The sequence below is a fragment of the Paracoccus sp. Z118 genome, from assembly GCF_019061185.1.
GTDB lineage: Bacteria > Pseudomonadota > Alphaproteobacteria > Rhodobacterales > Rhodobacteraceae > Paracoccus.
The window spans coordinates 1-579 of the sequence record NZ_JAHQZU010000110.1; the positions used below are offsets into that span (position 1 = coordinate 1).

A 579-nucleotide genomic window follows, 5' to 3' on the forward strand; every position below is an offset into this window, starting at 1 on the left:
TCCTCGTATTTCACCGTCCGCCAGAGCCGCTCGACGAAGATGTTGTCGCGCCGTCGGCGTATACGCCGACCCCTTGCCGTCCATGCTGATGGCGATCTCAGTGCTCCTCAGCACCTTGATGAAGCCGGCGCTGATGAACTGCGAGCCCTGGTCGCTGTTGAAAATCTCGGGCCGACCGTGGTGGGCGAGCGCCTCTTCCAGCGCCTCGATGCAGAAGTCCGCCGACAGCGTGATCGAGAGCCGCCAGGCCAGGACCTTGCGGCTGAACCAGTCGACGACGGCGGCTAGGTAGACGAAGCCCCGCGCCATCGGAATGCAGGTGATGTCCATCGCCCAGACCTGGTTCGGCCGCATCACCGCCAGATTCCGCAGCAGATAAGGATAGACCTTGTGGCCCGGCGCCGGCTTCGACGTGTTCGGACGGCGGTAGAGCGCCGCAATCGCCATCTTCTTCATCAGCGTCGAGACGTGAAGCCGGCCGACCTGGTGCCCTTCGGCCTGCAGCAGGCCTTTCAGCATCCGGCCGCCTGCGAAGGGATACTCCAGGTGCAACTCGTCGATCCGGCGCATCAGCGCGAG

Annotated in this window: 1 pseudogene; it reads right to left on the reverse strand. The window is 64.4% G+C overall.

Annotated elements, in window-relative coordinates:
- Window positions 1-579, reverse strand: a pseudogene (locus KTN05_RS17740) (IS3 family transposase); the annotation flags it as partial.